Here is a 24911-nt window from a genome sequence, read left to right as displayed (position 1 = left end):
TTGATCAAGGTATCGGGATTCCAAAAGAACGAATGTCTACACTTGGAGAACCATTTTATTCGACAAAGGAAAAGGGTACCGGTCTTGGACTAATGACCTGCTTTAAAATTATAGAAAGTCATAACGGTCAATTTATAATTAATAGTAAATTAAATGAGGGAACCACTATAGAAATCATTTTGCCTACAATCACCCAATCGTTATTGAATATGGAATTAAGCCATAACTAACAGGTGGTTATAAAAGAAAATTCATAAAACAGCGCAGTTTACTGGACTGTGCTGTTTTATTTTCAAGTTAAACTATGTTTCATTGAATAAATGTTTTGCGATAGGAATGGAATCTGTTAGTTAAATCTGCTCTTTTCAACTATAGTGATAAGCAAAACTGGTTGTGACACGACCGTATATTCATAACCACAATGAACACTAGACTGGCATACAGCTTATATATCTACGATTTTTTTTGCATTCGAAAACGGCCATCTCTAAAAAGCGAGATGGCCGTTAATTTTTCATTTTATTTTTGAATGAATTGTTGTGTCCAGTAATTACCGTTTGCATCGTATCCAATGCCAATATGAGTGTAGTTTCCATTCATAATGTTAGCGCGATGTCCTGGTGATTCCATCCATCCTTTTACGACTTCAGCGGCCGTTTTTTGACCCATTGCGATATTTTCAGCAGCAGCTTTGTATTGAATGCCTTTAGCTTTTATTTGGTCGAATGGTGATCCTAATGTTGGACTTGTATGAGAGAAATAATTATTTTTACTCATATCTGCAGATTTTGCACGAGCAGTGTTCATCACTGCCGCATCAGTAGCAAGTGGTTTTAGACCACCTTTTGCACGTTCTTGATTCGTCAAAGTTAGAACTTGTTGTTCAATTGATGAAACTGAACCTGATTGCTGTGTAGCAGGTGCTGAAGTAGCAGGTTTTTGTGCAACTGGTTGTGTATTAGTTGCGGGTTTTTGCGAGACAGGCTTAGTAGTTTCTACTGGTTTCTGAGCAACAGGTTTCGCTGCAACAGGTGTAGTAGTTTCTGCAGGCTTTTGAGCGACAGGTTGTGCAGGAACAGGGTTTTGTACAGCTTGATTAAATACTGTTTGTTTCCCTCCAGCTGATAGTTGTGCATATAGTTTTTCTAAGACTGAATTAGATTCTACCTGTTTTGCTTGTGTATGTGGAGAAACATTATATTTCTGAGTCTGACATGTGGGTGTATTTGATGAAAATGAAGCTTCTGCTGTTGTAGCTTGACCTACTGAGAACACCATCGCTCCCATAGTTAAACCTAGTAACATTTTTTTCATTTGTTATTCCCTCCTCTGCCACCTAGTCTATCTTTGGAATCTATCAAAAAACTGCCTAATCATTACCAATGTATCCAGTGGAAACGAAAAGGTACTCCTTATGAAGATTCAAGAACTTAATAATTGTGTGGTTTTAGAGAAATTCCCATCTATTTCAATTAATAAGGTGTTGACGTTATAAAAATAGATGGAATTCCGCATGTAAACTTAGACACTGGGATCCTATGATACTGTCAAAGCTCAAGTTACTAATAAAGAAAAATGGGTTGTATTCCAATGCGTTCGTGATGAAATTGGTGAACGAATTGAACGAAACATTTTGTTAGAACAAGGAATAATTAAAAGAAAAAAGCCAGGAGATTTCTTCCGGCTTTCTAAGTACGCTTGTTGTAAATAAAGCAGTGAATCAGATGCTTCATGAAAAAGCGTAGATGCATTTCGTTAAGAAATTAGAGAAAGTTGAATCCAGTACGGTTTGGGAAGTGATTCTTGGCATTACAGGATATACTCATGCACAATTAAGACATACTTTTGAGTTGGTAAGAGCGGAAATAATCTCATTACTGACTTTACTGAGTTTGCTATATATGTCAGTGCTATTAACATCCTCATAACAATGCCAATTTGAATAGTGGTTTTGTTATTTAATAAACGGAGAATGGATAGAAAAGCACTATTGATTGGCCTTAGTCTATTTTTAGCTTTTGTCGGACTTACAGCTTGGCCTGTAATTACAACAATTGGATATATGGCATATTAAATAAATTAGAAATATCCGGAAGTAAAACAAAATGGACAAAGAATCTAACGATTAATTGTCATATTTGAACGACCAGCTGCCCTAAAACGGCAGCTTTTCTTATGGTGTAATACAGTGAATTACTTACTGATTCGAGGGTTACATTAACCAAAGATGATAATCATAATATCCTGAAGTCAACTTCTATCTTTACATAAGTGACCAAAAATTCCTTAATTAGCATTTCATATTATCAAATCATTTAGTACATCTATAAATAATGCTCTCTAATTTGCGATAACCATCCTAATCGCTACTAGAAACCGATGAATCACCAACACAAGATTATCTGTGGATTATAAGGGTAGTATTATTATTAGTGAAACTATTACATCACAACTTAAGTTTAGAATGGAGAGATTTGGATGGAGTCTATCTGGATAGAGTATGCTTGGGCATTGTTAATTTTAATCGGATTAGAAGGCTTGTTATCGGCTGACAATGCACTTGTACTAGCAGTAATTGCTAAGCATTTACCCGAAGATCAGAAAAAAAAGGCGATAAACTACGGAATCATTATGGCCTTCTTTTTCCGATTTGCTGCACTTTTTGCAATTTCTTTTATCGCAAACGTATGGCAGGTACAGGCGATAGGAGCAGCTTATCTTCTTTACTTAGGCTTGAAGCATGTTATTCAGGCCCGGTTCGGGAAAGAAAATGAGAATATTCGTGAGGAAGTTAAAGAGGAATCTGCAGGGAAAAGTTTCTGGCCCACAGTAGGGAAGATTGGTTTAGCTGATCTAGCTTTTGCAATTGATTCGATTTTAGCTGCGGTTGCTATTGCCCTTGGTCTTCCGGATTCACCGCTCGATGACTTCGGCGGCATGGATGGAGGGAAATTTATTGTTGTAGTTCTCGGAGGGGTAGCTGGTCTTATCCTGATTAAGTATGCAGCAACCTGGTTTGTCCAGCTTCTTGATCAACGTCCAGCATTGGAAACAACGGCCTATGCAATTGTTGCTTGGGTTGGTGTCAAACTTGCTGTAATTACTCTTGCCCATGAAGATATTGGTGTCCTAGATCATGATTTTCCACACAGTACCGTTTGGACTATGATTTTTTATGGAGTATTAATTGGTATTGCTGTAATCGGATGGTTTGCGCCGGCCAATAATTCATTAGAGGATGAGAAATTATAAAAGGTGAAAATTGTTTCTGTATAACAAAAAAACCCCTAATGAGAAATCATTAGGGGTTCCAAGTCGTATACGTGTTATCGATAGTCTTTTTTTGCTGTTTTTCTCTTTTCCATTTCTTTTTTAACCAATGGGACAACTTTTTCTTTGACTGCCTTTTGTACTTTCGGATCATTTATTAATTTCTTGATTTTATTGATCACTTTCATCCCTCCGATTTATAAAGTTTGGACTTAATTACTATGGAGTTTTTTAAAAACCTAATTCGTCTTTCATGGCTATTGTATCTTACATGGTGGGTGAAGTCTTGTTTGTTGACTAATAACTCGTCCGGCATTTCAAGATATGGCCGTGTTTTTATTAGTATTATTTCCACTTAGTGTAACGTCTGTGGGAACCTTTTCTTTTACTTCAACTGGATAACTGACTCCTTTGGTACCCATAGAGAAAACACCTTTACGTTGAATTTAGGTAGTATATACCGAATTTCAACGTAAAGGTGTTTTAATTTGGTCAGTCCCTTTAGAAGGGGTAATTAAAATTAAAGAAAGGATGTGAACTTCTACGATTTTGGAGTGAGGAAGATTCTGCTTTATCATAGTGTTTGTCACTGTCAAAACTGCTTTCAATATCCTTAAATTCGTCTTTGTCTTTGTCTTTGCCTTTGTCTCTTTCTTTGTTTTTGTCACTGTAAACGTCATTATGTCTGTTATTAAACCTTTCAATGTCTCTTTTATTGTCACTGTAAACGTTTTTGTATGTGTCACTGCCAACGTTTCTGTCAATTTTTCTATTGTCCTTGAATTTGTCATTTTCTTCGTAACTGTATATCTCTCTATCCTTGTCTTTTTCCTTTACTCGAGATGAACAATCATTCGCAAAATCAAAAGGAATAAATTGTTTAAAGTCATCTGCAAAGAAATCAGCATTACGGTATCCTCTGTACGGGATATTAATAGGTGTACGATTTGGATTACGCTGTGTCTTTAAATGATCTACAACAACTTTTCCTATAAACCTTCCTAGTTTTAGCCCCTCGGTATTATCGATTGGAAAATGAACTCCTGCATATAAACGACTGACAGCATCTTCTTCAGCAAATTTGCGTAGTTTTTTTGCTTCTCGCGGAAAAAAATAACTTAATACCACTTCTGAACAGCCAGACATGCTAGCGTGACCTGAAGGATAGGTAGGGAATCGCGGTGTAAAGATTACCGTCTCCATCTCTTGGTCGTATTGATTGGGTCTCACTGTATCCCACTTGTATTTATAATCCCACACCACAATCATGGTGTCGTTTACAGCTGCTTGCACAGCCGATAATATTCGTGCAGCATAAACTGGTGTGACTCCATATGAATCAATTAAACGGTCAATCACAGGACTCGACTGTTTAGTCGGGACGCCTGTTCCGTAAAATATTGCGATTTTCTCATGTGTGGGGTTATTGTTTCTGAGAGTGCTTTGAACAATCTTTAATTCTTTCTCAAAGTCAATTTGATCTGGTTGTATGATTGGGAGATGCATCTTAGCTCCCTTTGGATTTAGAAAGTCGCCTTTTCTGTTCATAATTTGACTAATGAAGCATACTAAAATCAGTAAATGACTTTCTAATACAGATAAAATCGTGAATGGTGGGTAACATCTTTAAGTCATGCGTTCCCTAAAAGCATCAGCTAAATAATGAGAAAAAACCCACCTTGTGCGTCTACACAAGAAGAACATTTGATCAGTCACAGAGAAGAAACCGAGAACTAGAATTTGCAGAAATTAAAGCATTACACAAAATAACAAGTTGAAAAAGGTAGCATAGAGAGAACGGATAGAGAAAATAAACCCCTTCACTAATAGCAGTGAAGGGGTCATTCATTTATCAACGACTATGTTCTCGAATGATGAAACTCATCCACGACAATCAAATCAAATGTATCTTCATTAGATCTTTTGTTTGACTTAAAAGTTTTTTTGTTATTTATTTCCTCTTGAAACGGCTTTCTCTGCCTTTTCCCCTTAAATTGTTAACCTTATTAGTGATTTCTTCATGTAAGGTTGATGTTTCTTTTATATCGATGGTGAGTATGGAGAGTTCGTTATTTGTAATTTCTACATCGAACCAAGTTCCCGCATAACTGCCTTCGGGCAAATCACTCACTTGAATGATAAATTCTTTCCCTAATTCTTCAACTAAAATGACTGCATGTTTTCCTTCTTCAATACGGTCTAATACGCCTTTGTTTGTCATAGTTTCATCCTCCTACACAAGCCAATCCTTGTGACTTTATATCGTTTAATCTAGCAGCAGCTATTCCTTTGATTCTTCCTAAGTCATCTAACGAACTAAACGGACGAAGTTGCATCAATTGTTCTGCACGAGCCGGTCCAAAATGAATGATTTCTTGTAATTCAACAAGTGATGCTTTGTTGATGTTAACACAACTTTCAGAAACCGATTCTTTTGGCAAAGAATTAGCGTTGTTGATATTTGATGTAGTCTCTGAACTAGTTGAAGCTGTGTTTTTAGGTGATGGTGTAACGTTTCCATCTTGTTTTGTAGTTACCATGTACGTTTTTCCATCTGTTTTGACAATAATTGTCCCATTTATATGTGTAGAATAAAGGTCAATTCCTTTATCTTTCACTCTATTAACCACTTCATCATGAGGATGACCATATTGATTATTTTCGCCAACTGAAATAATCGCAACTTTTGGATTAACTTTATTTAAAAAGTCGGTAGTGTTGGAAGTTTTCGATCCATGATGTCCCATTTGGAAAATATCCGCTTTCAAGTTTTGACCACTGCTAATCATTTTTCTTTCGCCTTCTTCTTCTGTATCTCCAGTAAACAAGAAGACTATATCGCCATATGTGATTCTTAGTGAAACTGAGTCATTTTGAACATCCCCATTAGCGCCTGTAGGGTTTAATACTTCAATGACCATTGGACCAATGTCATACACTTCTCCTGCTTTAGGTTCGAGGTACCCCACGTCTTTTGCGTCTATCGCGTCCAACATTCGATTAAATACTTGAGAATTGGATGAGTTACCAGATAACCATACTTCTTCGACGTCGAAAGTATTAATGATTTTATCAATTTGTCCAATATGGTCAGCATGAGGATGTGTTCCTACTACAATATCAATGTTGGATACTTTTTGTGAGAGTAAGTAATTTACTGTACTACTGGAATTCCAATTTCCTGTGTCAATTAATACTCTGTATTCTTCCCCTTCATGAGAATACTTTAATAAGGTAGCATCTCCTTGTCCTACATCAATGTAATGAACTTCTAACCCTTCAAGTTTTTCGTTTTTTGGTCCACTAAGGGGATTTTCTTTTGTGTTTTCTATTGTTCCTTCGTGTTGTTTGGTTTCATCGTCATTGGTTTCGGTAGAAACTTCCTCAAGGGTTTCTTCTAACTTTTCTTCAACAACAACCGATTTTTCAACTTCTTGAACTTCGTTTTTTACATCTTTTACAACAGTGTTTGGTTTTTCTTCAACATTAGTATTGGTTTCAGGACCACAACTACCCATAAATAGAGTAAAAACAATAAATAAACCTAATAATCTTTTTTGCACACAAACCCTCCTTATTGTGACTCTATAACTTAACAACAAATGTTCCGTTCTTTAGGATATAATTCAATGTCATGTTTATTAATAGGATAACCAACCAATTTCTTGGAAAATTTTACGAAAAAGAAGCCTTTCCTAGATAGGAAAGGCTTAATTAAATAATGAAAATGAAAATTTAGTCCCAATCACAAGCATTACCGTCATTGTCTCTATCTAAATCATGAGGATCGCTTTCTGGACCTCCGGCAGCAATATAAAATTCTTGTGCCTCAGCACCACCACCAGGGAAATCGGAACAGTTTTTATCAGAACCAAATGGATCGTACAGGAGATTTGAAGAAGAAGCTTGTTCAGCCTCAGCTGCTTCTTGAGCTTCCGCCTCTTTTGCTATTCGAGCCTGCTCAGCAGCAGCAACTTTGGCATCTTCTTTAGCTTTAGCTGCAGCAGCAATTTTGGCATCTTCTTTAGCTTTAGCTGCAGCAGCAACTTTGGCATCTTCTTTAGCTTTAGCTTTAGCTTCAGCAGCAATTTTAGCATCTTCTTTAGCTTCAGCTTCAGCAGCAACTTTGGCATCTTCTTTAGCTTTAGCTTCAGCAGCAATTTTAGCATCTTCTTTAGCTTTAGCTTCAGCGGCAATTTTTGCATCTTCTTTAGCTTTATCGTTTTCGATAGTAGATAATTTGACGTCCGTTTCATTTGCAACACCCGTATCACTATCAGTATTAACAATTACAATAATAAACGCTAGTAAGATACCTGACCAAATGACCAAGAGAGGTCTTTTTATAGAAGACTTTCCTTTATTATTTTTTAAGTAGTGAAATACACCAAGACCAGCGACAAGCAATCCAATGATACTCCACAAAGATGATACTAGGAAAAGCATTGCTAATAAAAATAAAATAACTAAAAGTATAATAGACTTTTTCTTCATAATTGTACTCCCGACTTTCTAAATTAAATTGATGGTTATATATAGGAAATCAAATCCCATTAATCTGATATTAGGTGTATAAGGATACTTTTGCTATACTTTCGACAAAAATAGACAAATTCAGACAATACAAACCTTTGACTTCAGTTATTTTATGGAACCTTTTAATAAATTCTTCTGCAAGTACCTTAAAAAGAAGGTGTCGGAGCTTTAAAAATGCATACGATATCATAAATTTGAATTATATTATTTATTTTGATGGGTCTAATGTTATTATTGGGATAATTTACAAAAGAAAACATATCTAATTCATAAGATTTAAAAACATATCAAAAAAAGATCTGGTAGATGATAACTATTAATTTTTATCAAAGAATTTATTGAAGATACTATAAATTCTTAAAAGGAGATATTTATGAAAAAGGCTATTAGAAAGATTGATTCGGCGAATCGAGTGAGGATTCCCAAAAATGTGATTGAAGCTTTAGGTATTAGTAAAGGAGATTCGTTAGAGATTTTCTATGAAGATAAGAAATTAATTTTAAAAAAATTCATTATTAATAATTATTAACTAAAACTGATACTGCGAGTGTGAGTTATTATTAAAAATGGATTTAAAGCGTTTTTATTTGAAGCGAATGTAACACTTATAGGAAAACGTTACATTCGGCAAAAGGTCTATTCTTATATTTGTTCTGAAATTATAATTTGCTCGTCGATTTCACCATATTGGGTTGAAAAGTTTAAAACCTGACCAACTTATCTACACTTATTAATTTGATTGCTAAGAACTAAAGAAACTAATTCGCAGTACATCCATAGGTAGTAGGAGATTATCACGTACGTCGTTTCAAGTAAGAAAAAAACACTGCCAGTATTTGTTAATAACACAAGTACGACATTGCATTAAAAATGCAACTTATTCTAATTATAATTTTACTTTTTCGGTAGGCTCGAAGCTTGGATTTACCCAACTTCTTGCTCACCGGCAAAATTAACTGTCGTCTCTTGTGAAGCGTTCCGATTTGTTCATTTTGTCCCTGACATAAACTTTGATTATTTCGCTAAATATCGAACACACCACGAAGTTATAAACATTAAAAGCAGACGGAAAATGCTTGTTTTTTAATAATTGGTTCATGAATTTCTTTCTTAGTTCCTCTGGAAACACAATACGATTTGCCGATTCTTTATTCAAAAAGGGTATGGTGATATTTCCATATCGGAATTCATTATTCATAAAAAGCAGCTGCTGTTATAGTTACAGTTATAATATAAAGAGAAGATAACCATCATAAAATCCTGAGTAATTAAAAGTTGCAAATTTAGGTTACATAGGTGAATACTTAATTTTCTGTTAACTTCTTCCTGTTGATGATCTTTACGAAATATTAGATAGGGAGATTGTATTTGATAGAATTTAATAAAATTGATTTTTTAGTTAAAATTCCCTTCAACATATGCTGAAATTCAGTTTAAGTAGTCGGTAGATTTCAAAGGAAAAACATTTCTAGGAGCGATGTCATCCACATTTAAGTGTGAATTTTTCTAAATTTTATTCATTTAAAGGAGATGTAAATGAAAAAGTGTTGAAATTGGAAAAGAAAATTAAAAGACTAAGTGGCGTGGATTTTTTATCAAATATAGAGTTATGGACAATTTTTTTACAGTCTATATTATTTTTTCTTATATTTGTTACTTTATTTCAAGAGGATTTTAGAAGTCATATGATGTTGCTGTTATTATTTTTAGGTTTGGTACAATTAGTAGGATTTTCTATTCGAAGAAAGAAATCTAATTACACCAAGAAGTTTAAAATATATTTAATTTTTGTACTCTCTTATTTGTTTCTGTTTCTGGGGGTTGTAACTTATTTATATAAGACACAATCATTAACAATTTTTATAGAAATTATAACTGTTGGTTGGATAATTCTTTTCTTCACTATAGGATTAATAAATTTCAAAATGTCAGCACGGTACTTATTTTACTGGCGTTTGAAAAAAACTTTTCCTTCTGAGGGTGATAAGAAATATCGAGTAGAAGTCTCTTTAAAAAAATTATCTCCATACATATCTTTAGAAAAGCAAAAGGCATATTTAATCATAAACTATGGCTTGAATTTTATTACTTATGGATTTTATATTTATCTCTGCTTATTAATTTTTAAAATTAATGAATTTAATGCTATTCCGGTATTAGAAAAAGTTCAAAATTACCTAACTAACTGGAATTTTATTAATGCATCTAATACAATTGGACTTTTTTCGATTTTCCTTGCCTTATTAACAATTTGTGTTCCAGTTCAACAGAGAATAGTTGGAGAGGCTGAAAAAGAAATGTTTGAAGAATTTGAGGTATTTTAGATGTCTAATACTCTTTCTTTACACGCACGAGGCGAAGAACAAATATTAATGCGGCCCCTGACTCAAAGAGTAAGGGGCTGCATTAATAAAAATTAATAAAAATTAATAAAAATTAATAAAAATTCTCTTCTTACCAATATTGGTTATGACATGACCGGATTGTCCTAAGCAAAGGCCCGGGAACAAAAGATGAAAAGACAAAAGATGAGCAAGCTTTGCAAGGGTGCCGAGATTATCTCAAGAGACTGTAAAAACTCCACGATTATAATCGTGGAGTTTTTTGATTGTAAGCAATAGCAATATAGGGCATTACTCAAAAATCTGAAGATTTTTCGCATTGTCTAAAACATTTTCTGAATTCTCATTGTCCATAATCCAACTTTCGACGCCTTCCAATATAGCCTCGCAATATGCTTTTGGATTTAAACGAGCCGTATCTCCGAATTGAGAAAAAACTCGGTTAGGATTTGTTGAATCGAACTTCACCTTCTTAATCCCTAATGTTGCACTTTCGTATTTCTGCTGCTTATAAATCTTTTGAGCCCCAACCCTTCCATCACCATTATGAAGAAAAGCACAACGTAAAGCATAAGCATTAACACCAGAAAAATATTCTAACTGTACTTCTTCTATATCTTCACCGGATAGAGTGGAAGGACTTCGAATCCATTCTAAATATTCATCCACGGTATTCGCATTTTTAAGAGCCTTTGACTGATGTATTTTCGTTTTATAAAACGTAATATACTTATCAAACCACTCGACATAAAATCTCCTCCCCTGAACTCCTTCTAATGAAACGCATATATCGGGCAATGTACAAGCAGCCATGAGCGAAAGATACCAATTTTCTGTTTCTATTCCTTTTTTTAATGATTCACAATAGGGATCTAATACATTTCTCAATTCCATTTTATTCCCCCATCATAATATTCAACTAAAATTAAAGAGCTAAAAGAGTTGGAATAACTGAATCAAAAGTTTATGGAGTAGTTCCAATCTCATCAACCTGAATGTAGTTTCTAATATTAGGAATACCATCAAATCCTCCTGAATAACCTCTATCACTTTCAAATCCAGCAATCTTTTCTTTCAATTCTTCTACTGTTTCCACATTGAGTAAAATCTTTACATTTAAAAAATGACTTTCTGATTTTAATCTATTTATTAATTTAATAGGCTTTCTTTCTCCATGATAAATATAGGAAGTCGGAAACCAATTTTTACGCCATTTTGTTGCATCATTAGTAGTTAATTTTGAAATGAAATGCAAAATTAAGTCTGTTATTACAAGTTCGTTTCCGTACCTTTTATAAAATCTCTCTTTAATTAAGTCAGCGTGTATGCTTAATCTGTTGAGGTTCAACCGTTGTTTACGTATATCAAGTGATTTTAAATAGAATCTAAAATCAGTATAATTTAATGTTCTTTCAGAGTTATATGCCGATTCTACATAGAAATCCGCATTTAGAACTTGACTAGCTAGAGAATAATTTTTTGATTTGAGAAGGAGTGATATGGTGTAAAGGAAAAGCTCGGTTATTAAAAATTTGTGTTGATCTGTTTGATAATCATAGTGTCTGCCACTACCTTTAAACTCAGAAAATGCATATATTTTCTCGAAAAAATCAATGATTTGATCAGCATTTACTGTGTCTGTTTGAGACATTATCTCTAAAGCATCTATATAGTCATTTCTTAATGGAATTGTTCTATCAATCATCTCAATAATTGTATCATCTAGAATCACATCTTCTTTAATTTCTATTTCAAATACATCAAGAGAGTCCATAAAGCAATCTGTGAATTTAGTCCACAAATGTGGAAGTCTATTGGGATACTTTTCTAAAGCCAATCTCATTTCTCTTAAAACAAGTGATGTCTGAAAATGAGGGACTTCAGGTTGAAATAAATATTCTGGAGGCTTCCCAAGTGCAGGTTTTTTGAATAGAGGCACTTTAAAAATGTTCCGAATTAATTTATCATAATTTTCTTCGAAATATTCATTTGAGGATAAGTCAATATAAAGTCTTGATGCAATATATGTGGGTATAAAATTATTTCCCTGTTGATCCCTTTGTGCAACAATTGGAATAAACTTTTCCTGCTGTATGTCCTTATAAATCTGAGGCGTAATAATTTGTGCTTCTGTCCCTACGCCACCGACTCTTTTGTCGGATTTTTCTTTATACCCTTTATCACAAATTATCAGTACCTTGTCAATTGGATCAGAGTCCTTCACCATTCCTTCCATAAAGGCGAATACATCATGACCTTCTCTTAAATTCCATTTGTCTAGTATAACTTCAATTCCGTTGCCCATTAGGCGAGTGGCTAACTCTACTACCCATTCTTCATGCTCTGGTGTTGTCCAACTATAAGAAATAAAAACTTTGGGATTACTCAATCTAGATATCATCAAATTACTCTCCCATTCTCATGAAAACTCTAATATAGTAAATTATACCATTTAACTTCAATGTTATAATTAAATAGTTATTCTAGGACTCTGTTTATTTTCTTAATATGAGAAAAGTAGTAAATGATTAATTCTTTTATTTAAGTGGTTATGGAAATATTGGAGGAGCACAAGTAATTGTGAAACCGAAATATTTTTCTGGAAAAATACTATGCCATTTAGCAATTAAAATCAATTTCTTACGTTGTGGTTTACGAATTCACTTTCGTACTTCTTCTGCCACTCTACTAAGAAAGAATATGTAGATAAAGATCCGTAATAAATGTTCCTAAGCTATATTTATATTGATTTTGTTATCTAAGATCCTATCCCAAAAATATGTTCGTAGTAGAGGACTTCTTGAATACAGGTTGAAGTCACTGTGGTAAAATTATGGAAATACATTATAGGCCAGTGAGGGGGAAATTACGTGGCTTATCAATCTGAACAACAACTTGAGAACGAAATGATTCGTCAGCTCACTCAACTTGGCTATGAAAAAGTTTCAATTCCTTCAATAGATCACTTACAGCAAAATTTCCGCAATCAAATCAACCGCCTAAATAAAGAAAACTTAGATGGAACCCCATTATCAGATAAAGAATTTGAACGCTTGCTCTTGAAAATAGAAGGGAAAAGCGTTTTTGAGTCTGCCAAAATCCTCCGTGATAAAGAAACGATTACACGCGATGACGATAGCACGCTTTACTTGGTTCTATTTGATACACAAAATTACAAGAACAATCATCTTCAAGTAACGCATCAAACCACTATAATAGGAAGATATACAAATCGCTATGATGTTACGCTACTTATTAACGGGTTACCACTTGTCCAAATTGAGTTGAAACGACGTGGACTTCACTTTGCGGAAGGCTTTAACCAAATCATGCGCTACCGCAAAGACTCATACGGTGGTTTATTTAACTATCTGCAATTATTCGTGGTTTCAAATGGCCTGGATACAAAGTATTTTGCTAACTCTGATCGTGAACCGATGAAAAGTCATATGTTCTTCTGGTCAGATGATTCAAACAAGCGCATTGCACAGTTAGATGATTTCACAAAATCATTATTGCAACCCGTTATGATTCAAAACCTTATCAGCAAATACATGATTGTAAACGAAACGGACAAGCACTTAATGGTCATGCGTCCTTATCAAATTTATGCTGTGGAGCGTATCATCAAACAAACGCTTGAGAATGAAGAGAATGGCTATGTGTGGCATACAACGGGAAGTGGGAAGACCCTCACTTCATTTAAGGCAAGTGAACTTCTGTCACAAGAAGAGAAGATTAAAAAAGTGATTTTCCTAGTCGATCGAAAAGACTTAGACGCACAAACCATGCAGGAATTTAACAAGTTTGAAAAAGGCTCAGTTGATACAACAGATAAAACAGACGTATTGGTGAAACAACTTCAAGATCCACTTAGAAAACGAATCATCACTACGATTCAAAAGATGGCCAATGCGGTGAAGAATCCTAAATATGAATCTATCATGAAGCTTTATGAGAATGAAAAAGTCGTATTCGTTATTGATGAATGCCATCGTTCTCAATTTGGTGAGATGAACCGTTTAATTAAAAAGCATTTCAAAAAAGCGCAATATATTGGTTTTACAGGGACCCCTCGCTTTGTTGCGAACAAAAGCCAAGATGGTCGCACAACATCGGACTTATTTAAAGACTGTCTTCATACGTACCTGATTAAAGATGCCATCAATGATGGGAACGTATTAGGTTTTTCAGTTGAATATATTCGTACGATTAAAGGCAAAAAAGGGGTAGACGATGTAACAAAAGCCCCGGGTATTGATCAACAAGAACTGTGGATGGCTGATTCTCGAATAACCAAGATCGCTAAACACATTACTGATATTCATGGGAATAAAACAAGTAATAAAAAATACACAGCTATTTTCACAGTTGAAAGTATCCCGGCAGCCATTAAATATTACGATGCTTTCAAAAAACTAGACACTAAGCTTAAAATCGCCTCTATTTTCACATATGGAACCAATGAAGAAAGCGTTGAAAATCAAGAACACTCTAGACATTCTCTAGAGCGCATCATTACAGACTATAATGGAGGATTTGGCACGAACTTCTCTACGGATACGTTCTCCCAATATTTTGCGGATGTCTCAAAGAAAGTAAAAACTACGCAAATAGATTTGTTAATCGTAGTCGATATGTTCTTAACGGGATTTGACGCGAAAACACTTAGCACGCTTTATGTCGATCGTAACTTGAAACACCATAATTTGATTCAAGCCTTTTCACGAACTAACCGTGTTGAAGGCCCAAAGAAAATGTATGGCAATATCGTCTGTTATCGCAATTTAAAAGACGCTACGGACGAAGCGATTCGTTTGTTCTCCCAAACCGGAGATACAGGTGTAGTATTAATGAAAGAATACGATCAGTATCTGGCTGATTTTAAGGATCAATTGGAGGTTTTGCTGCAAGTTGCAAACTCGCCGCAAGCAGTTGATGATCTCGAAGGAGAAACAAAACAAAAAGAATTCATTTTAGCTTTCCGTGATCTTACAAAAGTTCTTACAAAACTTAAAACGTTTGTGGAATTTGAGTTTCAAGCAGAAGACCTGGGAATTGATGAACAAACATATGTAGACTATCGTAGTAAATATCTTCATTTATATGAAATCATTCATAAACCAGAACGTGAAAAAGTTTCCGTTATTGATGACGTGGATTTTGAAATTGAATTAATGCAAACAGATCGCATTGATGTCGATTATATTCTTGAGTTATTACGTAATATCAACTATGAAAATAAACAAGAACGTGATGCTGCAGTTCGAAGAGCGATTAAAGAAGTAAACGCTTCGGCTAGTGACGAAATGCGTTTAAAACGAGATTTATTACTTGAATTCTTGAAGCGTGTAGCTCCAACAATCACAAACAATGATTCCGTGGATCAAAAGTTCCATGATTTTGAAAATGACAGACGTAAACAAGAAATTCAACATATGTCACAGCAAGTCCAAGTGGCAGAAGAAAAACTAGAATATTTCCTGCGTGAATTTGAATTCAAAGGGGTTTCCCCTGACCAAGAAATCAATGATGCTATCAAGGCACCATTTAAAGAAAAGCGAAAACGAGTGCAAGCTTTGAAAGATTTTATTTATTCAAACGTACGCAAGTACTCATAAATTGAGGAGATTTTATATATGACAACTTCAGAAAAACAACGTCTGCAACAAGCAGAACTGCATAAAAAACTATGGACGATGGCGAATGACTTACGTGGTCAAATGGAAGCCTACGATTTTAAAAACTATATCTTAGGTTTGATTTTCTATCGCTACCTTTCTGAAAAGACAGAAGCACGTATTGAAAAATTACTGGAAGAAGACAACATCACTTACGAAGACGCATGGAAAGATGAAGAATATAAAGAAGGTTTAATCGAAACATTACTTGAAGAAATCGGCTTCGTGATTGAACCTGAATTTCTTTTCTCTTCGATGGTCAAAGAAATTCATATAGGCGAAAAAGGGAACTTCGACATAGAACTTCTACATAAAGCCATTAAAGCCATTGAACAGTCTTCATTAGGAACAAACAGCCAACAAGATTTCGAAAATTTATTTGACGATATGGATTTAACGTCATCTAAATTGGGTCGTGATGTAAAGTCACGCTCAAAACTGATTGCTAAAATTATGGTGAGCATTAACGAAATTCCATTCTTACATGATGATGTTGATATCGATGTACTAGGTGATGCCTACGAGTATCTCATTTCTCAATTTGCTGCTAACGCAGGAAAGAAAGCAGGCGAGTTTTATACACCACAACAAGTTTCTAAAATCTTAGCGAAAATAGTCACGCACAATAAACCTAATTTGAAAAATGTATATGACCCTACATGTGGATCAGGCTCACTTATGTTACGAGTGGCTAAAGAGTCAAATGTTCGATTATTTTACGGACAAGAACTCACAACAACCACATTCAACTTAGCGCGAATGAATATGTTACTGCATAATTTACGTTACACAGACTTTGATATTAAAAATGAAGATACTATAGAAAACCCTCGTCACATTGATATGCGTTTTGAAGCAGTCGTAGCGAATCCTCCATACAGCGCTAACTGGAGTGCAGATTCAAAATTCTTAGACGATGACCGTTTCAGTGCATACGGAAAACTTGCGCCAAAATCAAAAGCCGATTTTGCGTTTATCCAACATATGATTCACCAACTCGACGACAATGGTACAATGGCCGTCGTCCTTCCGCATGGCGTTTTATTCCGAGGAGCAGCAGAAGGTTTCATTCGTAAATATTTAATCGAAGAAAAGAATTATTTAGATTCAGTTATTGGACTTCCAGCAAACGTGTTCTTCGGTACATCGATACCAACGTGTATATTAGTGTTTAAGAAGTCACGAGCTGCTGAAGACAATGTTATCTTCATTGATGCATCAAATGAATTTGAAAAAGGAAAGAATCAAAATAACTTGACGGATGATAATGTAGAGAAAGTCTTCGATACTTATAAATCACGCGAGACTATTGAAAAGTATTCATATGCAGCGACGTTAGAAGAAATAAAAGAAAATGACTATAATTTAAACATCCCGCGATATGTTGATACATTTGAGGATGAAGAAATAATTGATTTAGTAGCTGTACAATCACGATTAAAAGAGATTGATCAGGAGATTGCTAAGATTGATTTGGAGCTTGAGAAGTTTTTTAAAGAGTTGGGGGTGTAGGGAGTGAATACACCGAAGTTGAGATTTGAAGGCTTTGAAGAAGACTGGAAAATTTCTAAGCTAAGTAATTTTCTTAATCACATTGGTAGTGGAGTTACACCAAGAGGTGGCAGTTCGGTATATCAAACTGAAGGTATCTTACTTATAAGAAGTCAAAATGTTCATTTCGCGGGTTTGAAATTAAAAGACGTTGCCTATATTTCAGATGAAATAAATGCAAAGATGAAAAACAGTCAATTAAGTGACTCAGATGTCTTGTTAAATATTACTGGGGCTTCAATCGGAAGAGTAACTATTGTTCCTTTAGATTTTCCAAAAGCAAATGTAAATCAACACGTATGTATATTAAGGGCAAATGAATATTTATTACCATATTTCTTGAAAACTTATTTAGAATCTGATTATGGTCAGAAAAATGTATTTAAAGATCAAGCAGGTCAGACTAGGGAAGCTTTAAATCTCGAACAAATTAAGTCTTTCAATATTGGAATTCCTTGCATTGAAGAACAAAAAAAGATGACTGAATTTTTTAGTTTGATAACTCAAAGAATTAATCTACAACAAGAGAAGATTAAAGATCTTGAAGAACTGAAAAAAGGCATGATGCAGAAGATTTTCTCGCAGAAGCTTAGGTTTAAGGATGAGGATGAGAGGGAGTTTCCGAAGTGGGAAAAAGCGTACTTGAATAACTTAGGTACATTCGGAAAATCATACTCGTATTCTCGCGCAGTTGAAGGAGATGGTATCTATCGTTATATTCATTATGGAGATATCCATTCAAATTATCCGTCAGTGTGTGAAAATGTTGAATTTCCAACTATTACAAACGTACAGCAATATGAGCTATTGATAGATAATGATATTGTATTTGCGGACGCATCTGAGGATTACGCAGATTTAGGTAAAGCTATATTAATCAAAAAAGTAAATGAACAACAAGTAATTGCGGGGTTACACACTCATAAATTCACACCCAATCAGCGCTTAAATTCTCTATATTTTATATACTTTACACAAACAAGAGTTTATGAAGAATTTATCAAAAGAATGGGGACAGGTGTTTCTGTACTTGGAATATCGAAAACCAATTTGAATAAATTAGAAGTTCTTTTACCCTCAGTTCAGGAACAAGAAAAAATTGGACGTATAATTTACTCATTAGATCAAAAAATCCAACGTGAAAAGGATAAAACAAAGATTTTAACAAGTCACAAACAAGGTTTTATGCAACAAATGTTTATATAGTAAATGGTGTTTTAGACAACATATGTTGATGAAGGTTTATCGCGAAATTTGGGGTTTTACTAATAGAAGCGTTACTGACATTTTGATTCATGATAAAGATGGCAGAAATAATTTTTCATTCAAAAAAGGGGCTCCAAAAATGACTTCAAAATCCGTCATGATTTATTTTCCAGAAGCGAAAAATGCATCTAATTTGCGAATAATTCAAGATCCAACTAGCCAAATAAGAGGGTTTTTCTTTACTAAGAGTCAATTTAGTAAAATAGAGAGAATGGAACATGCCAATAATTCAGGAATCTATTTTTTATTCTCAGAGCTAGACGAACCGAGTGTTTATATTGGACAATCTGTTAATGGAATCCACCGTATTAAAACACATATTAGAGAAAAAGAATTTTGGAAGTATGGAATTCTTTTTGTTACTGATAATAATAGCTTCGACAGGCTTAGCATCGATTTTTTGGAATACCATTTCATCCAAGAATTCAGTAAAACAGAATATAATTTAGAGAATCGGGATTTACGATCCACAAAACCAATAATGAGCATTTTTCAAGAAGCCACTTTAAATAGTTTTGCAAATCATCTTGAATTTTTGCTCGAGGCTCTTGGCATCTCGTTGCAAACTGCTATTGAAATTACAGCTACTATAATTCACTATTTTGATGCACCTGCTGGAATAAATGCTAGATTATTTCTACGAGATGGTAAATTTATACTTGCTACCAACTCGGTCATATCTAAACCTGCGGAATCTTCACGGGAATGGAGTGATTATGGTAAATTTTATTCTCGTTATACAAATCATTTTCAAAGACTAGTTGCATCGGGAAGTGCTGAATTAATTAATAACCAAGAAGCTAAACTGCTAAAAGATGTTGAATTTACAAGCCCAAGTACACCAGCAGCATTATGTTCGGGTCATTCTAAAAACGGATGGAAGTTTTGGATAGGATTAAAAGAATTACGAGAAAAAGAAGAAAGTTGATTACCGTTTCAACTGTATCGGAAATTGACTAGTTCTTACCTGTTCACGAAAAAACTGTTTTTACTAGGTGGACTTTTTTGGGTTATATATAAGTGACTTCGAATTTATTGATAACCTTGAGCTTTTTCGAACTCTTGTAACTCTGTGTGCTTTAGCAATTACTACAGCTGTAATAATAACTGTGTAATCAATTAATAAAATAGCTAATGCAAATAAAGAAACAAAGTTAGAGACAACAATTATGAATATGTTTAAATTAAATAACGATATACTTAAAGACATTGATAATGATATTTTTCCTAGAATAATTAAAGAAATAAAAAAGGATTTGAAAATTACGACTTTATGATAATAAAACCATAACAATTTTAATATCTAATAGAGAAACGTAAATCAAAGCAATTACTAAAAAAGAGCGTAGATTTCTACATAGATTAAGTAACAAACCAAATATATTTAAAGATTTACTCACTTCTATTTATACTCATTTTTATAAAAAAATTTTCTGAAACACTCATACAATAATTAAGATTTTTAATAATAAATGCAGAGTATATAGGAATACTCAGAGCTCAACTCACTGAAGAAGTTTTTTACTAAATCTTTTTTACAATCCCATCTATAAAGAGGCACAGGAACAGGAACAGGAATAGGTAGAGAATTAATAGGTAACAACTCTTTTGGTGATAATAAAAATTTACAATACTATATATTTCCATAAATGGATATTGAAATAATGGCTGCAATATTGACAATGCAAAAGAAAAAATGTTCAAAAAACTCAGGTACATATGATTGGAAGAAAAATTAGTTGAAGAGATCGAAAAAGTTAATAACTATTTCAAAGTATTTCAACAAGTTAGAGAAAAGTTTGAATTAACTAAAACTATATAGTATGACTACCAGAAATATTAAATTGATATTACATTTAATTATAGCTAGGGGCCAGAAAGATAGTAAGTTTATATCCTATACTTTCCAATATATTAGTATATAATTGCATTAACTAATATTACTTTAAAGGTGTGTTGTTATTGAAATTTCAAATATTAAATTTAGGTCATATTGAAGAAGCAACAATAGAAGAAAAAAAATTGATAGTCATAGCTGGAGATAACGGCAGCGGAAAAACTTTATTGCTTGAATCATTAGACTTAATTAAAAAAACCTTCACTAAAGAAATGGACACTATTATAAACGAAGCATCAGATGATTTTTCGAAGAATTTCACTTTAAATTATGACTGGGAAGGAATATTTAAAGATTATCAAAAGCAAAAAAGTAACGATACTCCATCTTTTATAAGTGATGATTTTACCCTTTCTGGAACTATTATTAATTCAAGTGATATTAATAATTTTTTCCTTAAAAACATTGAGAAGACTACTAAAAAAGTTAAAACTTTAATTGGAGAAAAAATTCTATTTAATTCAAATTCTAAAGTAGATGTGAAATTATTAAATGTTCCTAAATTTGATTTAAAAGACTTTGATATTAAGTTTGATTTTATGCTTCTTAATAAAGATGTATTTTTGATTACTGGAATAAAAGATGATATAAGGACCGATTCTCATGTAATATTTCGTGTGAAAAGTATTATAAATAAAAAAAATATATCTAGCCTGAAAGAAGATGAAATAAGAGGTCTATATGATATTGTGGATGAAAAAGAATTTAATCTAAGATTTCATAATAGTTTAGTTCAACTTCTTATGAAAATGTTCTTCGAACCCTATTTTGACGGCCATAACATTCTTTTTCTTCCATCTGAGAGAAATTTATACATGGATAATGCAATCTCGAAATTGATAGGTGAACAGAACGAAAATTATGGAATACGTTATAGTGAATTTATATTTATGACAGAATATCTAAAGTTCCAAGATACAATTAAAAGATTTAATTTTTTACAAGAAATCGATGAACAGTATATTCCTTTATTTGAAGGTACTCTTACTTTTGGATCTAATGGTGAAGTCGTAGGACTTGTAAAAGAAGACGATCAAGAAATTAAGAGAACTTTATTCTCTACAAAATTGAATAGAATGATTCCATATTTAATTCTTTCCAATCCCTTGGAAAGGTATAAGGATGTTATTATTGAAGAACCAGAAGCACATCTTTCTTTAAGAAGTATGAATACTTTATTAGACTTTTTTAAGCTATTACTAGAAAATAAGAGATTGTATATAACTACTCATAGTGACGTGTTTTTTGCACGGATAAATAATTTGTTGTTAAAAAACAAAGATATTTCAGCTGGAATTTACGAATTAATAATTGAAGGAAATAAATCATACTTAAAAGAAATACACCCTAATGAGTATGGATATAAGGTTGAATTGTTCGCTGAAGAATTAGAGGATTTATTTGATGAAACTCTTGAAATACAAAATGGAGAATTTGAATGATTACACTTGAAGATTTATCTATACTAAACGTTCAAGAATTTAAGGAAGAGAATTCAGATTTTATTATTAGAGAAAAAGATAATAACTTCATCATGGAGTTATCTGTTAATTCTGTTGAAAAAAAAATTTTTAACGTATTCAGTAAGAAAACGAATGGAAAAAAACAAAATGATAATTCCAAACTTATTTTTTTAAGTTTTTTAAATTTTCCAGATGGAGTATATTTGGAAGTAGAAGATAGTTTAATAAAATGTCATATATTTGAATTGAAAAAAACACCAGTTTCTAGTACAAAACTAAATTTAATATGTAAACAGTTTTTAAGTGCAAAGTTTCATTTAATATCACTTCTTTCTATTATAGAAATAGATATGAGTAAAGTAGAATTTTTGTATTATGTTGCTTATGTAAATGATATCGAAAAAAGAGATAGATTTAATTTAACACAACCTAGAAAAGTGGTCTCTGGCGAAAGCGTCTCTACTGTAAGACATATTGAAGATTGGCTCAATTCTAAATTGGAATTGAAATTAGGCAGATACATATTTAGCGAGGAAATTTCGAAGATTCAAATGGATCATGAACAAAATATAGATGGTATTGATATATATCGAAAAGAAACAGTCTTATTATAATAGAGCATTAGTATCGAGAATAATTGTACATCTTCGAAGCAGATGTTATATCATAAAGAGTACTAAATCTGGAAATATGAACTGAACCTGGAATGGTGGACACTTATAAAAAAGTGATCAACCCTATCCAGGTTTTTTTCTATTCATAAGCAATTTATATCTTGAAGATAACTATTACGTTTTAATTAAATCATTCGTTCTAAATAACGATATATCGTTGTTCGAGAAACACCCCATCTTTCCGCCACATCTTTGATTGGTGTGCCTCCATCAATAAGATTTTTCATCATTTCAATATCCTTAATTCCGTATTTCTCTGGTCGTCCACCAAGTCGCCCCCGTGCTTTAGCTGCCACTCGTCCTGCAGCAGAACGTTCTTGAATTAGATTCCGTTCAAACTCAGCAAATGCCGCAAAGAGATGAAACATCAGTTGACCGGTTGCATTACTTCGATCCATAGTTATATTCTCTTGAAGACTGTGAAATCCAATGTTCTGATCATTCAAATTGTTAACAAGATCAATCAAGTCCTGCATATTTCGGCCAAGACGATCTAATCGCCAAACCACTATGGTATCTCCTTGACGAGCATATTGAAGGGCTTCTTCTAATCCAGGTCGTTGTTTTTTTGACCCACTCATCTTATCGTGAAAAATTTTCACACATCCATATTGAGTAAGTGCATCTGTTTGTAAATCTAAGTTTTGTAAACCTGTCGAAACACGAGCATATCCAATTAACACAGTCATTCCTCATTTCCATTATAATCCTTTATCGATTGTAACATAAGACTACGAGTAAGTAGTTAATGAACGTAGATTAATGGGCAGAGTTTTGTTGAACTTTATTAAATCAAAACGATGAGTTTTTAACCATTTATGCAGTGTTCAGAAAAGGACTATTTTTGTTACATGTTCATATATATTCAACATTCTATAAAAAAATAATTTAACTGAATATTTGGATATTTATGTTAAGATAAATTAGAGTATGTGAAGGATTTTACTCAAACTAACCGAGATTCAGCATTATTAATCAGGTTTTTAAAAAGTAACTTTTCTTTTGATTGTCCCACTAAGTGTAGCCTATCAATTTGAAATATAATGAAAAACAATGGTTGCGTTTTTCATTAAAGAAGTAAGACAGCTTTTTATTGAAACAAGCAGGTGAAAAAATTTTAAAAAAGATGTCGATATAATCAATTTTCATTCGTTGTCTTTATAGAGACGAGAATCCTTTGCAGAAAGGAGAAACAAACACATGAAAGAGTCTTTAATCCACCAAAGGATTGAGTCGATTTGGAGAACGGAATCAGCTAAAGTAGTTGCATCACTTACTCGGATGGTGAGGGATATCAGTATAGCAGAAGATCTTGCGCAAGACACACTGATCATAGCGCTTGAACGCTGGCCAGTCTCTGGTATTCCGGATAACCCAGGTGCCTGGCTGGTGACTGTGGCTAAAAGAAAAGCCATTGACATGCTTCGCAGAAAAAAAAGGCTGGATCAAAAATATGAACAAATGGCTTACGAGATGAACACACATTTTGAGCCTGACTTGGCTGATGATATTGACGAAGATATTAAGGACAATTTATTGCGGCTGATTTTTATGACATGTCATCCGGTTTTATCAAAAAATGCACGTGTAGCTCTTACACTAAGACTGGTTGGGGGACTGACAACAGAAGAAATCGCAAACGCGTTCCTTGTACCTGAACCGACGATTGCCCAGCGAATTGTTAGAGCAAAACGAACTCTTGCGGCAGCCAATGTTCCTTTCGAGGTTCCTCAGAGGAGAGCGTATGCGGAACGGCTTTCTTCTGTATTGGAAGTAATCTATCTTATGTTCAACGAGGGCTATTCGGCTTCTTCAGGTGATAATTTAATACGAATGAATCTTTGTAATGAAGCATTAAGAATGGGAAGAGTTCTAGCAGATCTCATTCTTACAGAACCGGAAGTTTATGGTCTTGTAGCTCTAATGGAGATACAAGTATCCCGATTTAAAGCACGAACGAATTCTGAAGGTGAAATGATTTTGCTACAGGATCAAAACCGGTCGTTGTGGAATCAGGAGCACATCGGAAGAGGTGTTGCATCACTAAAAAAAGCAGAAGACTTGGGAGGCACACTCGGAATGTATGCATTGCAAGCTTCTATAGCTGCGTGCCATGCAATTGCAGACACTCTAGAAAAAACAAACTGGGAGCGAATTTCGATTCTGTATGATGCGCTTTCAGAAATTGCTCCTTCTCCAGTCGTTGAATTGAATCGGGCTGTTGCTATATC

20 protein-coding genes and 1 pseudogene are annotated in these 24911 nt (G+C 33.7%); 12 read left to right on the top strand and 9 right to left on the bottom strand.

The features are described 5' to 3' along the window. Positions 1 to 230: ATP-binding protein (locus WBG45_RS09080; RefSeq protein WP_424413904.1), on the top strand; the 230-nt coding region annotated here is incomplete at its 5' end. A 289-nt stretch (positions 231 to 519) separates the two neighbouring features. Here the strand turns inward: WBG45_RS09080 and WBG45_RS09075 are convergent. Beyond that, positions 520 to 1314 carry a CAP domain-containing protein gene (locus tag WBG45_RS09075; protein ID WP_424413902.1) on the bottom strand — a complete coding sequence of 265 codons (795 nt, stop codon included), beginning with the start codon at positions 1312 to 1314 and terminating at the stop codon, positions 520 to 522. A gap of 217 nt (positions 1315 to 1531) precedes the next feature. On the opposite strand from WBG45_RS09075, the pseudogene WBG45_RS09070 reads away from it, so the two are divergent. Beyond that, a pseudogene (locus WBG45_RS09070) lies at positions 1532 to 1627 on the top strand (arsenate reductase); the annotation flags it as partial. An 851-nt stretch (positions 1628 to 2478) separates the two neighbouring features. Next, positions 2479 to 3252 (top strand): TerC family protein, encoded by a 774-nt coding sequence (locus tag WBG45_RS09065; RefSeq protein ID WP_424413900.1) that lies wholly within the window; start codon positions 2479 to 2481, stop codon positions 3250 to 3252. A 74-nt stretch (positions 3253 to 3326) separates the two neighbouring features. Here the strand turns inward: WBG45_RS09065 and WBG45_RS09060 are convergent, their stop codons facing one another. The 5 genes from WBG45_RS09060 to WBG45_RS09040 all read right to left on the bottom strand — a co-directional run bounded on the left by WBG45_RS09060 (position 3327) and on the right by WBG45_RS09040 (position 7764). After that, the gene (locus WBG45_RS09060) at positions 3327 to 3452 is read right to left on the bottom strand and encodes a hypothetical protein (RefSeq protein ID WP_424413898.1); all 126 of its coding nucleotides are present in this window, start codon (positions 3450 to 3452) and stop codon (positions 3327 to 3329) included. Positions 3453 to 3771: 319 nt separating this feature from the next. Next, on the bottom strand, positions 3772 to 4776 hold the full coding sequence (locus tag WBG45_RS09055; protein WP_424413896.1) for a vanadium-dependent haloperoxidase: 1005 nt from the start codon (positions 4774 to 4776) through the stop codon (positions 3772 to 3774). A gap of 445 nt (positions 4777 to 5221) precedes the next feature. Continuing rightward, positions 5222 to 5491, bottom strand: coding sequence for a DUF3006 domain-containing protein (locus tag WBG45_RS09050; RefSeq protein ID WP_424413894.1), 270 nt, complete (start codon positions 5489 to 5491; stop codon positions 5222 to 5224). 4 nt (positions 5492 to 5495) lie between these two features. After that, positions 5496 to 6833, bottom strand: coding sequence for an MBL fold metallo-hydrolase (locus tag WBG45_RS09045; RefSeq protein ID WP_424413892.1), 1338 nt, complete (start codon positions 6831 to 6833; stop codon positions 5496 to 5498). Positions 6834 to 7005: 172 nt separating this feature from the next. Further along, a complete protein-coding gene (locus WBG45_RS09040) occupies positions 7006 to 7764 on the bottom strand; it encodes a hypothetical protein (protein WP_424413890.1) in 759 nt (252 codons plus the stop codon). 415 nt (positions 7765 to 8179) lie between these two features. Between WBG45_RS09040 and WBG45_RS09035 the strand changes: the two genes are divergently transcribed. Together WBG45_RS09035 and WBG45_RS09030 are read left to right on the top strand one after the other, a co-directional pair. Beyond that, entirely contained in the window at positions 8180 to 8335 is a 156-nt protein-coding gene (locus WBG45_RS09035) for an AbrB/MazE/SpoVT family DNA-binding domain-containing protein (RefSeq protein ID WP_424413888.1), read from the top strand. 967 nt (positions 8336 to 9302) lie between these two features. Then, positions 9303 to 10130, top strand: coding sequence for a hypothetical protein (locus WBG45_RS09030; protein ID WP_424413886.1), 828 nt, complete (start codon positions 9303 to 9305; stop codon positions 10128 to 10130). 309 nt (positions 10131 to 10439) lie between these two features. Here WBG45_RS09030 and WBG45_RS09025 read toward each other — a convergent pair whose 3' ends face one another. Both WBG45_RS09025 and WBG45_RS09020 read right to left on the bottom strand, forming a co-directional pair. Beyond that, the gene (locus WBG45_RS09025) at positions 10440 to 11042 is read right to left on the bottom strand and encodes a hypothetical protein (protein ID WP_424413885.1); all 603 of its coding nucleotides are present in this window, start codon (positions 11040 to 11042) and stop codon (positions 10440 to 10442) included. 70 nt (positions 11043 to 11112) lie between these two features. After that, the gene (locus WBG45_RS09020) at positions 11113 to 12549 is read right to left on the bottom strand and encodes an SEFIR domain-containing protein (protein WP_424413883.1); all 1437 of its coding nucleotides are present in this window, start codon (positions 12547 to 12549) and stop codon (positions 11113 to 11115) included. 469 nt (positions 12550 to 13018) lie between these two features. On the opposite strand from WBG45_RS09020, the gene WBG45_RS09015 reads away from it, so the two are divergent. The 6 genes from WBG45_RS09015 to WBG45_RS08990 all read left to right on the top strand — a co-directional run bounded on the left by WBG45_RS09015 (position 13019) and on the right by WBG45_RS08990 (position 22620). After that, the gene (locus tag WBG45_RS09015) at positions 13019 to 15769 is read left to right on the top strand and encodes a type I restriction endonuclease subunit R (protein WP_424413881.1); all 2751 of its coding nucleotides are present in this window, start codon (positions 13019 to 13021) and stop codon (positions 15767 to 15769) included. 18 nt (positions 15770 to 15787) lie between these two features. After that, positions 15788 to 17341 carry a type I restriction-modification system subunit M gene (locus WBG45_RS09010; protein WP_424413879.1) on the top strand — a complete coding sequence of 518 codons (1554 nt, stop codon included), beginning with the start codon at positions 15788 to 15790 and terminating at the stop codon, positions 17339 to 17341. A gap of 3 nt (positions 17342 to 17344) precedes the next feature. Continuing rightward, positions 17345 to 18586, top strand: a complete 1242-nt coding sequence (locus WBG45_RS09005; protein ID WP_424413877.1) for a restriction endonuclease subunit S — start codon at positions 17345 to 17347, stop codon at positions 18584 to 18586. A 28-nt stretch (positions 18587 to 18614) separates the two neighbouring features. Further along, complete coding sequence (locus WBG45_RS09000) at positions 18615 to 19574, top strand: GIY-YIG nuclease family protein (protein ID WP_424413875.1); 960 nt, start codon at positions 18615 to 18617, stop codon at positions 19572 to 19574. A 1034-nt stretch (positions 19575 to 20608) separates the two neighbouring features. Continuing rightward, positions 20609 to 21985, top strand: coding sequence for an AAA family ATPase (locus tag WBG45_RS08995; protein ID WP_424413874.1), 1377 nt, complete (start codon positions 20609 to 20611; stop codon positions 21983 to 21985). Continuing rightward, positions 21982 to 22620, top strand: coding sequence for a hypothetical protein (locus WBG45_RS08990; protein WP_424413872.1), 639 nt, complete (start codon positions 21982 to 21984; stop codon positions 22618 to 22620). The genes WBG45_RS08995 and WBG45_RS08990 overlap by 4 nt, the downstream gene beginning before the upstream one ends. A gap of 185 nt (positions 22621 to 22805) precedes the next feature. Here WBG45_RS08990 and WBG45_RS08985 read toward each other — a convergent pair whose 3' ends face one another. Further along, complete coding sequence (locus WBG45_RS08985) at positions 22806 to 23363, bottom strand: recombinase family protein (protein WP_424413869.1); 558 nt, start codon at positions 23361 to 23363, stop codon at positions 22806 to 22808. A 517-nt stretch (positions 23364 to 23880) separates the two neighbouring features. On the opposite strand from WBG45_RS08985, the gene WBG45_RS08980 reads away from it, so the two are divergent. Beyond that, positions 23881 to 24911: RNA polymerase sigma factor (locus tag WBG45_RS08980; RefSeq protein WP_424413867.1), on the top strand; the 1031-nt coding region annotated here is incomplete at its 3' end.

Origin of the sequence: Paenisporosarcina sp. (genome assembly GCF_049671445.1) — a bacterium.
Taxonomy (GTDB): Bacteria; Bacillota; Bacilli; order Bacillales_A; family Planococcaceae; genus Paenisporosarcina.
Note: the sequence above shows the minus strand (reverse complement) of the source record. Positions and strands in the feature narration are given on the sequence as shown.

Excerpts from the sequence above, each read along its gene's own strand:
- WBG45_RS09020 (WP_424413883.1), bottom strand. The coding sequence starts at position 12,549 with ATGATATCTAGATTGAGTAATCCCAAAGTTTTTATTTCTTATAGTTGG.
- WBG45_RS09055 (WP_424413896.1), bottom strand. The coding sequence starts at position 4,776 with ATGCATCTCCCAATCATACAACCAGATCAAATTGACTTTGAGAAAGAA.
- WBG45_RS09025 (WP_424413885.1), bottom strand. The coding sequence starts at position 11,042 with ATGGAATTGAGAAATGTATTAGATCCCTATTGTGAATCATTAAAAAAA.
- WBG45_RS09010 (WP_424413879.1), top strand. The coding sequence starts at position 15,788 with ATGACAACTTCAGAAAAACAACGTCTGCAACAAGCAGAACTGCATAAA.
- WBG45_RS09000 (WP_424413875.1), top strand. The coding sequence starts at position 18,615 with ATGAAGGTTTATCGCGAAATTTGGGGTTTTACTAATAGAAGCGTTACT.
- WBG45_RS09050 (WP_424413894.1), bottom strand. The coding sequence starts at position 5,491 with ATGACAAACAAAGGCGTATTAGACCGTATTGAAGAAGGAAAACATGCA.
- WBG45_RS09065 (WP_424413900.1), top strand. The coding sequence starts at position 2,479 with ATGGAGTCTATCTGGATAGAGTATGCTTGGGCATTGTTAATTTTAATC.
- WBG45_RS08990 (WP_424413872.1), top strand. The coding sequence starts at position 21,982 with ATGATTACACTTGAAGATTTATCTATACTAAACGTTCAAGAATTTAAG.
- WBG45_RS09075 (WP_424413902.1), bottom strand. The coding sequence starts at position 1,314 with ATGAAAAAAATGTTACTAGGTTTAACTATGGGAGCGATGGTGTTCTCA.
- WBG45_RS09035 (WP_424413888.1), top strand. The coding sequence starts at position 8,180 with ATGAAAAAGGCTATTAGAAAGATTGATTCGGCGAATCGAGTGAGGATT.
- WBG45_RS09040 (WP_424413890.1), bottom strand. The coding sequence starts at position 7,764 with ATGAAGAAAAAGTCTATTATACTTTTAGTTATTTTATTTTTATTAGCA.